This is a genomic window from Flavobacterium sp., assembly GCF_036515215.1.
Classification (GTDB): Bacteria; Bacteroidota; Bacteroidia; order Flavobacteriales; family Flavobacteriaceae; genus Flavobacterium.
The window spans coordinates 1-10,313 of record NZ_DATBVQ010000105.1 but is presented as its reverse complement, the minus strand read 5'-3'; the positions used below and the strand labels follow the sequence as shown (position 1 = coordinate 10,313).

Below are 10,313 nucleotides of genomic sequence, written 5' to 3'. Positions count from 1 at the left end.
ATTTATACAATTATGAGTTATAACGATATTATTGGAGCTATAGGAGTTGGAATTATCTTAATCGCCTATTTTTTGAATATTTTTTCACTGATCCCGAAAGAAGGGTTGCTATATTTCACGTTGAACATAATCGGGGCTTGTATCGCTTGTTATGCCTCCGTGCTGATAAACTATATTCCCTTTATAATCCTTGAAGGCACCTGGGCTGGGGTAAGTCTGCTGGCGTTAATCAGAAGCAGGAAGGAAAAGGAATTTCTTGCCGGCAGTTAAAATAGGGATGAAAGCAATTTCAATCAATCCTATTAACCAAAAAACGACCCCATTTTGAGGTCGTTTTTTTCTGATTTTTCATTTATTTTTTTTACATTCTTTCAGGAACATTGATACCCAATAGTTTAAACGAAGAAGCAATAGTATCCGCGACCTTTTTCGACAACTGTACCCTGAATATTTTTTCGGTTTCCACTTCTGAACCTAATATGGGAACGGTTTGATAGAAAGAATTGTACTCGCGAACCAAGTCATAGGTGTAATTGGCCAAAAGTGCAGGACTGTGATTTTGGGCCGCATTTTGTATCACCTCAGGAAACAATTCCAACTGCTTCAACAATTCTTTCTCCTTTTCGTGCAAGGCTATCATTTCTGATTTACTTGAAAAATCAAAATTGGCTTTACGAATTATCGATTGAATTCTCGCGTAAGTGTATTGTATGAAAGGCCCCGTATTTCCCGCAAAATCTACCGACTCCTCAGGATTGAAAAGGATTCGTTTTTTAGGATCCACTTTCAAAATATAATATTTTAAAGCCCCAAGCCCTATGGTACTGTATAATTCTGCTTTCTCTTCGGGAGAATAACTATCCAGTTTCCCTAAATCTTCGGCGATTTTCTGAGCCGTTTCAGTCATTTCCTGCATCAAATCATCAGCATCGACAACCGTTCCTTCGCGGCTTTTCATTTTTCCCGAAGGCAAATCTACCATTCCGTAAGATAAATGGAAGAGGTTTTCAGACCAGTCAAATCCCAATTTTTTCAGGATTAAAAATAACACTTTAAAGTGATAATCCTGTTCGTTACCAACGGTATAAACCATTCCGCCCACATCCGGGTAATCCTTCACACGCTGAATGGCCGTTCCGATGTCCTGTGTCATGTAGACTGCAGTTCCATCAGAACGCAACACGATTTTACGATCCAAGCCTTCGTCGGTCAAGTCAATCCAAACAGAACCGTCAGGATCTTTTTCGAAAACACCCTTTTCAAGTCCAATTTGAACCACGTCTTTTCCTAATAGATAGGTATTACTTTCATAGTAATAACAATCAAAGTCAACTCCCAGATTTTTATAAGTGGTGGCAAAACCATCATAAACCCATTGGTTCATTTTTTTCCATAGCGAAATAACCTCTTCATCGCCCGCCTCCCATTTCAAAAGCATTTCTTGTGCTTCGAGAATAATTGGGGCTTGCTTTTTGGCTTCTTCCTCTGTTTTTCCTTCGCCCATTAATTGGGCAATCTCTGCTTTATAAGCTTTATCAAAAGCCACATAATAATTACCAACTAATTTGTCTCCTTTTAAACCCGTCGATTCTGGAGTTTCGCCATTCCCAAATTTCTGCCAAGCCAGCATTGATTTACAAATATGGATTCCCCTATCATTTATGATTTGAGTTTTATATACTTTTTTACCTGAAGCTTTGATGATTTCCGCAACAGAATAACCCAACAGATTATTACGAACGTGACCTAGATGCAGCGGTTTATTTGTGTTTGGCGAAGAGTATTCTACCATCACCGCTTTGTCGTCGGGATTGGGAGTGATGAAACCAAATTTCAGGTCACCTCTAATTCCATTGAAAAAATTCAAATAATACTTATCAGATATCACAATATTTAAGAAACCGGAAACCACATTGAATCTCGCAACTTCCTCCACATTTTCAACCAGATAATTCCCTATTTTATTACCTAATTCTACGGGGTTACTTTTTACAACTTTCAATAAAGGAAAAATTACCATCGTGATATCCCCCTCAAATTCCTTCCGAGTGGTCTGAAATTCAACTTTGTCAATAACAATGTTAAATAAAGCTTGGACCGCTTTTTCGATTGATGGCGTAAGAATTTGGGATAATGTCATTTTGTGTGTCTATTTTAAGCTCGCAAAGATAGCTATAATGTCGCAATTTGTAAATTAGAAAACAAGATAATTTCTTACTCAAAATGAGAAGCTTAACCCCTCGACAAGAACAATTCGGTAAATTATTCGATTAAAAGTGTAACATTTTTTCCGTTAACGAGTCTACTGTGTAAGTTTTCGCAACTGAGTTTTATTAAAAATAAAAAATATATAAAATAGTACTGTGTTATGCATACTATTAGAATAAAAACAATATCTTTGCATCATCAATCAAATGTTTAATCAAAAATCACAATCATGAAAATCAAATTAATCTTAATCTGCCTGTTCGGAACCCTGCTTTCGATGCAAGCGCAAACATCGGTGAAACCTTCACTCGGTGAAAGTCCGGGAAGCGTAACCGGAAAAGTCATTGACAAAAAAAGCAATGAGCCACTGTCCTATGTAAATGTCATCGTAAAGGAAGCCGACAAATATGTCACGGGCGGAATCACCTCTGACAAAGGGATTTTTTACATCAAAGATCTGGATTTAAAAAACTACACCGTAGAAATACAGTTTATCGGGTACAAAACCATCACAAAATCAATTTCTTTAACCAGAGAAACCAAGAATATCGATCTGAAGACTATTGTCCTAGAAGAAGATGCGATAGAACTTAAAGGCGTTGATATTATCAGTGAAAAGTCGACAATCGAGCAAAAAATAGACAGGAAGATTATCAATGTCGGGAAAGATCTAATTTCTGCCGGTGCTACTGCCGCCGAAATCATGAACAACATTCCTTCCGTTAGTGTTGATCCGCAGACAAACGCCATTAGTTTGAGAGGAAATTCAAACGTGCGCGTTTTAATTGACGGAAAGCCTTCAAACATCGATGCTTCCCAATTACTACAACAAATACCCTCCTCTTCAATCAAACAAATTGAGTTAATCACTAATCCTTCTGCAAAATACAACCCTGAAGGAATGAGCGGTATTATTAATATTGTTTTAAACAAAAACAGTAAAATTGGTTTCAACGGTAGCATTAACAATGGTGTTACTTTTGGAAAAACCCCAAAATTAAACTCATCATTTGATTTAAATTATAGAAGCGGCAAATTTAATTTCTACGGCAATTACGGCTTAAACACAGGAAAACAAGCTAATAATGGATTTATAAAAAGTGAAGAGCTTAATAGAGAAAACACCCAGATTTTCACATTTAACAACAATAACACTTCACATTTAGCAAAAGTAGGATTCGATTTTAATATTAATGACAACAACACGGTTTCTCTTTATACCAATCAAAATTTCTTCAAAGGAAACGGTTTCGGAAGTACCGATGTGGATTATGTTGACAATTCCAATGGCGATCAATTGCAGCTTTTTGACAGCAAAGGTAACAATCAGACTCAAACCTATAACTTTGACTACAAATTGAAATTCAAGAAAGAAGGTCATAATTTAGAGCTAGAGGTGAATTACAGTAAAAACGACGAGCCGGAAAATGCCGTTTATTCTAATTACGACAGAGATACAGGAGCTTTAAATAGTACTTTTACAAATGATGTTGAAACTATTGGTAAAAATACAATTATCAATCTTGATTATGTAAACCCACTAACAGAGACTATAAAATTAGAATTGGGAGTAGAACATAGAAACGAAACAACAGATAATAGTTTACTTAGAGACGGTAACCCAACATCAGATTTCAGCTACGATAGAAAAATATCCTCAGCCTACGCCACTTTAGGAAAGCAATGGAAAAAATGGAGTTTTCAAGCTGGAGCGCGTCTTGAACAATACAATATTGAAGCCCAATTTAAAGAAGTATCTAAGGATGACGGCTCATTTAAAGATGATTTATTAAACGTATATCCTTCAACATTCTTGACTTATAACCCAAGTGACAAAAACTCATTTAATTTAAGTTTCTCAAGAAGAGTAGACAGACCAAGCATTGGACAAGTAAATCCAATTAGAGAATGGAGTACTGCGACATTAGATTCTCAAGGAAATCCAGATCTTATTCCGCAATTTACTAATTCGTACGAAATAAATTATACTAGAAAAACCAAAATAGGATCAATTACTTCTGGTGTTTTTTATAGAAGAATCGAAGACGAAATCACTAGAGTTATCTTTACAAATCCTGAGAATCCAAACAAACAAATCTTATCTTTTGACAACTTCAACAATAACGAAGCTTACGGAATTGAAGTTTCAGGTAATTTAGATTTCAGAAAATGGTGGAGCGCTAACGTAAGTGCGGATGCTTATCAGAAAAAAGTAAAAGGGACTATAGAAAGTTCTCCAGGAATTTATGAATTTGTTGAAGTTAACGCGAGTACATTTAATGCTCGTATAAACAACACTTTCAAAGCTACAAAAGATCTTCGATTCCAATTATTTGGAATGTATAGAGGGCGTGATTTAAGCTTGCAATTCAACAGAGAAGCAATGTGGAAAATGGATATTGGAACTAGCTACAACATCTTAAAAGGAAGCGGAACAATAAGTACTCGATTTAGTGATATTTTCAACAGCATGCATTTTGCCTTTGACGGTAAAAGACCATACAAAGCAAACGGGCAATTCAACTGGGAAAGCCAATCGGTTTATGTAGGTTTTAATTACAGATTCGGAAGCGGAAAAAACAAGGCCATCCAAAGAAAACAAAGAGACAAAAATGAAACCCAAGGTGGCGGTGGGCTTTTATAAGATTTAGTTTAGATAATTTGTTGCCCAAAAAAACCCGGAGTATGCCAACTCCGGGTTTTTTTATGTAAAATAAATATTTTAATTGCACTAAGGACTATTCGGTTTTACCATTTAATAATGGCACTTCCCCATGTGAATCCGCTACCGAAGGCAGCCAAAACAACTGTGTCTCCCGATTTTATCTTACCCAATTCCCATGCTTCAGTTAACGCAATCGGAATGGAAGCAGCGGTAGTGTTACCGTATTTTTGGATGTTATTGTAAACTTGGTCGTCGTTCAGATCAAATTTCTTTTGGATAAATTGCGAAATTCTCAAATTGGCTTGGTGTGGAATCAGCATATCGATATCCGACACTGCCAAATCGTTGGCCTCCAATCCTTCATTAATCACCTCGGCAAAACGTACTACCGCATTTTTAAACACAAATTGACCATTCATGTATGGGAAATAGCTTTCGTCATCAGGATCATTGTCAGCAAGAATGTCGGTTACCCAACGTCCTCCCATTCCCGGGGCTTTCACTATTAATTCCTCGGCGTGTTGCCCTTCTGAATGCAAATGTGTGGAAAGAATTCCTTTCGTCAAATCTTCCTCCCTGCTTAACACAGCCGCTCCGGCTCCATCACCAAAGATAACGGAAACCCCACGTCCGCGAGAAGTCATGTCCAAGCCCGCTGAATGCACCTCGGAACCAATCACCAAAACATTTTTGTACATGCCTGTCTTGATATACTGGTCGGCAACGGACAACCCATATATGAAACCGGAACATTGGTTTCTGACATCTAAAGCTCCCACGGTTTTCAATCCCAAATCACGTTGTACTAAAACTCCAGGGCCAGGAAAATAGTAATCCGGACTTAATGTGGCAAAAACCACAAAATCGATATCTTCTTTGGCAACACCGGAACGCTCAATAGCGATTTCGGCCGCTTTAACTCCCATGGTGGTCGTTGTGTCTTCTCCCGGAATAATGTGTCTTCTTTCTTGAATCCCTGTTCTTTCCTGAATCCATTCGTCATTAGTATCGATGAGTTTCGATAAATCGTCATTAGTGACAACATTTGATGGAACATAATATCCTAATCCCGCTATTTTTGAATGGTACATATTGTTATATTGTTAAAATAAGTTGGCAAATTTAAGCATACTTTAAAATTCTGGTTCACAAATTACAGTTTTTTTATCAATTTACAATTTATATCTTTTCGGGAACTCCTTGCCAGCTGACCACTATCTTCCCAACGCGGCATAGAAAATGGCTCCCATCACTAATATTGGACTTTCATTTTATTTGAAAAAAAGCGCAGTAGCTTACTTTTTTATCATGCTATCATTAGCGTTATCTTTTGGTCAACTTCCAATAAGGTGTCGTGCTCGAAGAAAATCACTTTTCGGTCAAAAACCGCTTTAATTAAGTAATGGCTTCCTTTAAAATAGGATTGTTTGACAATTGCTTCCATCAAACCGTTATCGACCACTTTCAGTTGATGCGGATACAGCAAAACAATTTCGTCCTCCTCATCGATATCCACCAATTGCGACAATTTCAGTTCATTGACTTCCCCAAATAATGATGCTACATATTTGTTTATTGGATTACTGTACAAACTTTGCGAATCTCCCTTATCAACGATTCTTCCCGCTTGCAGAACGACGGTTTCGTCAGCAAAGGAAAGCGCGTCCGTGCTGTCATGCGTGGCAACAATAACTGTTACTTCCTTTGATTTTAGGTAGGCAAACAAATTACGACGAAGTGCGTTTTTTCTGAAATTATCGATATGGCTGAAAGGTTCGTCTAGCAAAAGGATTTCCGGTTCTAGCGCTAAAACACGTGCAAGTGCAACCCTTTGTTGTTGACCTCCACTCAAATACTTTGCGTTTACATCTGCAAAATCGGTCATTTCAACAATTTCCAAAAGCTCCCGGATTCGTTCCTTTTTCTTTTCGGGAAAAACATTGGAAAGAAATTTGCCTACATTTTCTCCGACGGTGATGTATGGCATCAAATCAAAATCCTGGGACAAATATTTGACGAAAGCCATTCCCGGAACCAGATTATATTTTGGTCCCAGCACTTCAGTTTCATCCCATACTATATTCCCTTCATCCAGATCATACAAGCCGTAAATTAATTTTAAAAGCGTGCTTTTTCCGCAGCCGCTCTCGCCGATTACTGCAATGTTCTGGCCTTTTTCTATCGTGAAATCTATATTATGAAGCACGCGCTTTTCGGCATAGCCAAATGAGATATTTTGAACTTGAAGCATTTTTAGTATAATGATATTTTGAGACTGCAAAGATAGTTCTCTTCTACAAAACTACTTCGCAGAAATTGGAATTTAAGCAAAAAAAGAAAGCCATTTCGAGATAACGAAATGGCTTTCTACATATTAAAATAAACTAAATTTTTAGTTCCCTGCCTCTATTTTAGCATCTTCCCTCATTTTGTCATTTGCGGTAATGGCAAACTCAACACGACGGTTTTGGCTTCTTCCTTCAACAGTTTCATTTGTTGCAATCGGATCGGCGATACCTAGACCCGTTACGTTAAATCTACTTGCAGCTACTCCTTTACTCACTAAATAATTTCTAACTGAAGCTGCTCTTTCTATCGAAAGTTTAAGATTGTAATCCGCAGGACCAGTGTTATCAGTATATCCGAATATAGTAATGTCAGTGTCAGGATATTCTGCAAACACAGGAACTAATTTATCCAGATTTGCTTTCGCTTCGGCTGTTAATGAAGATTTGTTTGTATCAAAACGTACCGCATTTTCATTTAGAACTAATTGAATCCCCTCACCTACACGTTTTACCTCAGCTCCCGGAAGAACTTCGTCAATTTGTCTGGCCTGTTTATCCATTTTGTTTCCGATAACTCCACCGGCAACACCACCAACGACACCACCCAGTACGGCGCCCATGGCTCCTTTACCGCCTTTACCTACATTGTTACCCAGAATTGCACCAATAACAGCACCACTCGCTGCTCCAATTGCCACACCTCTTTGTGTTTTATTTGTGTTTTTTAAAGCTTCACAACTTGTAAAAAGCGTACCAATTGACATAACTAATGCCAAGGTTAGTATAGAAAAATTTTTCATAATTATTATTTTTTTGATATTTTAAATTTAGTTAGCTCTTTGAAATTGGTAAATCACGTCAATACTTTTACCCGCAACATTACTTCCTTTGTCAACCAACTGGAAAGAATCAGGAGTTTGATTCGCGACATACAATATGTATCCTGCTCTTACTCTTTTTGCTTTTTCACCTGCGTTCAATACTTTCAAGATGAATTCACCGTCCGTATTGATGTACCAAGTGATCGGAGAACTGAATGCCGTACAATTAAAGTTGGTCAAAGCCATATTCCCTTTGTTATTATTTGAAACGAATTTCCAAGTACTTCCTTCAAAACACTTTGAATCAGCAATGTCAAAAGAATTCACTTTGATATATTCCGATCCAGGATAAGTCACTGAGGTTAATACCCAGTTTCCTTTTACTGCAACTTGAGCATTTTTATCTAATTTCTTACCTGTTACCGAAGTGGTCTTACATGAAAACAACACCAAAGCTATAGCTGTTAAAAAAATAATTTTTTTCATTTTTATATAGTTTTATATTAAACTTATGCAAAGATACAAAGGGAATTGATGGCTACAGTTTCAAAATTCCACAATTTTGTTTCAAAATTAACAGTTACGACAATTTGTCACCTAATCTGGTATTGGTATTCTATTTGAAAGGATTGCAGGAGATTGTAAAACCCTTAAAATTATAAATATGACAACTGGAAAAATTAATGTTTCGGTGGAAAATATCTTCCCTTTAATAAAGAAGTTCCTATACAGTGACCACGAAATTTTCTTACGTGAATTGATTTCCAATGGAACGGATGCAACGTTAAAACTAAAACATCTGACAAACATTGGCGAAGCCAAAGTAGAATATGGCAATCCCATTATTGAAGTGAAAATTGACAAAGAGGGTAAAAAACTTCATATTATTGACCAGGGAATCGGAATGACATCCGAAGAAGTGGAGAAATATATCAATCAACTGGCTTTCTCAGGCGCTGAAGAATTCCTTGAAAAATACAAAGATTCCACTAAAGATTCCGGAATCATCGGCCATTTTGGTCTTGGTTTCTATTCGGCATTTATGGTTGCTTCCAAAGTGGAAATCATTACCAAGTCATACAAAGACGAGCCGGCAGCGCATTGGACCTGCGACGGAAGCCCGGAATTCACCTTGGAACCTGCAGACAAAACCACGCGTGGAACCGAAATCATTTTGCATATCGCCGAGGACTCATTAGAATTCCTGGAAGAAGCCAAAATCAAAGAGTTACTCAACAAGTACAACAAGTTCATGCCTATTCCGATTAAATTTGGAACCAGAACTGAAAAAATAGAACAAAAAAAGGGAGAATCAGTTGAAGCGGAAGACAAGGACGAAGTCTTTAAAACCGTTGAAGTAGATAATATCATCAATAATCCGAATCCGGCCTGGACAAAACAACCATCCGAATTATCTGATGAGGATTACAAATCATTCTACCACGAATTGTATCCGATGCAATTTGAAGAGCCGTTATTCCACATCCATCTGAATGTTGACTATCCGTTTAACCTAACCGGTATATTGTACTTCCCAAAATTGGGTTCTGATATGCAAATTCAGAAAGATAAAATCCAATTGTACCAAAATCAGGTTTATGTAACCGATAATGTAGAAGGGATCGTTCCTGAATTCCTAACGATGCTGAAAGGAGTTATCGACTCACCGGACATTCCGTTGAACGTATCGCGTTCAGGACTGCAAGCGGATGCTGCTGTTAAGAAAATATCCAACTACATCACCCGTAAAGTTGCCGATAAATTGAAATCGTTATTCACTGAAAACCGTGAAGATTTCGAGAAAAAATGGAACGATATTAAAATCGTTTTAGAGTACGGAATGCTTTCTGAAGACAAATTCTACGAAAAAGCGGGTGCTTTCGTTTTATATCCAACAGTTGACGGCAAATACTATACACTTGAGGAGTTAAAAGAAAACCTAAAAGACAAGCAAACGGACAAGGACGGAAAACTGGTTGTTTTATATGCCGGAAATAAAGATGCGCAGCATTCTTACATCGAAATTGCGCAGGAGAAAGGATATGAAGTGCTATTATTGGATTCTCCAATTATTTCGCACTTGATCCAAAAACTGGAAGCGGACAATAAAGATTTAACCTTCGTTCGTGTCGATTCGGACCATATCGATAATTTGATCAAGAAAGAGGAAGCCACCATTTCTAAATTATCAGAGGAAGAGCAAGCGAGCTTAAAAACGGCTGTGGAAACAATTGTACCGAAAGAAACCTATAGCGTACAGATGGAAGCTTTAGACAGTCAATCGGCACCATTTATCATCACGCAACCTGAATTTATGCGTAGAATGAAAGA

The 10,313-nt window shown here is 37.4% G+C and carries 8 protein-coding genes; 3 read left to right on the top strand and 5 right to left on the bottom strand.

Annotated features, from left to right (window positions below; all coding sequences use genetic code 11):
- Positions 1-270, top strand: a 270-nt coding sequence (locus tag VIH09_RS07165; RefSeq protein WP_331579335.1) for a CBU_0592 family membrane protein, incomplete at its 5' end; no start/stop codon positions are given.
- Between the two features lie 91 nt (positions 271-361).
- Here the strand turns inward: VIH09_RS07165 and argS are convergent.
- A complete protein-coding gene (gene argS, locus VIH09_RS07160) occupies positions 362-2,140 on the bottom strand; it encodes an arginine--tRNA ligase (RefSeq protein ID WP_331579333.1) in 1,779 nt (592 codons plus the stop codon).
- A gap of 297 nt (positions 2,141-2,437) precedes the next feature.
- Between argS and VIH09_RS07155 the strand changes: the two genes are divergently transcribed.
- Positions 2,438-4,852 carry a TonB-dependent receptor domain-containing protein gene (locus VIH09_RS07155; protein WP_331579332.1) on the top strand — a complete coding sequence of 805 codons (2,415 nt, stop codon included), beginning with the start codon at positions 2,438-2,440 and terminating at the stop codon, positions 4,850-4,852.
- Positions 4,853-4,956: 104 nt separating this feature from the next.
- Here VIH09_RS07155 and VIH09_RS07150 read toward each other — a convergent pair whose 3' ends face one another.
- From VIH09_RS07150 to VIH09_RS07135, 4 genes are all read right to left on the bottom strand, one after another.
- Positions 4,957-5,964 (bottom strand): beta-ketoacyl-ACP synthase III, encoded by a 1,008-nt coding sequence (locus VIH09_RS07150; protein WP_331579330.1) that lies wholly within the window; start codon positions 5,962-5,964, stop codon positions 4,957-4,959.
- Positions 5,965-6,179: 215 nt separating this feature from the next.
- Positions 6,180-7,124, bottom strand: a complete 945-nt coding sequence (locus VIH09_RS07145) for an ABC transporter ATP-binding protein (RefSeq protein ID WP_331579328.1) — start codon at positions 7,122-7,124, stop codon at positions 6,180-6,182.
- A gap of 141 nt (positions 7,125-7,265) precedes the next feature.
- Entirely contained in the window at positions 7,266-7,961 is a 696-nt protein-coding gene (locus tag VIH09_RS07140) for an OmpA family protein (RefSeq protein WP_331579326.1), read from the bottom strand.
- A gap of 27 nt (positions 7,962-7,988) precedes the next feature.
- Positions 7,989-8,468, bottom strand: a complete 480-nt coding sequence (locus tag VIH09_RS07135) for a lipocalin family protein (RefSeq protein WP_331579324.1) — start codon at positions 8,466-8,468, stop codon at positions 7,989-7,991.
- Between the two features lie 178 nt (positions 8,469-8,646).
- On the opposite strand from VIH09_RS07135, the gene htpG reads away from it, so the two are divergent.
- A partial coding sequence (gene htpG, locus VIH09_RS07130; protein ID WP_331579322.1) for a molecular chaperone HtpG occupies positions 8,647-10,313 on the top strand: 1,667 nt, incomplete at its 3' end.

Excerpts from the sequence above, each read along its gene's own strand:
- VIH09_RS07150 (WP_331579330.1), bottom strand. The coding sequence starts at position 5,964 with ATGTACCATTCAAAAATAGCGGGATTAGGATATTATGTTCCATCAAAT.
- VIH09_RS07135 (WP_331579324.1), bottom strand. The coding sequence starts at position 8,468 with ATGAAAAAAATTATTTTTTTAACAGCTATAGCTTTGGTGTTGTTTTCA.
- argS (WP_331579333.1), bottom strand. The coding sequence starts at position 2,140 with ATGACATTATCCCAAATTCTTACGCCATCAATCGAAAAAGCGGTCCAA.
- VIH09_RS07155 (WP_331579332.1), top strand. The coding sequence starts at position 2,438 with ATGAAAATCAAATTAATCTTAATCTGCCTGTTCGGAACCCTGCTTTCG.
- VIH09_RS07145 (WP_331579328.1), bottom strand. The coding sequence starts at position 7,124 with ATGCTTCAAGTTCAAAATATCTCATTTGGCTATGCCGAAAAGCGCGTG.
- VIH09_RS07140 (WP_331579326.1), bottom strand. The coding sequence starts at position 7,961 with ATGAAAAATTTTTCTATACTAACCTTGGCATTAGTTATGTCAATTGGT.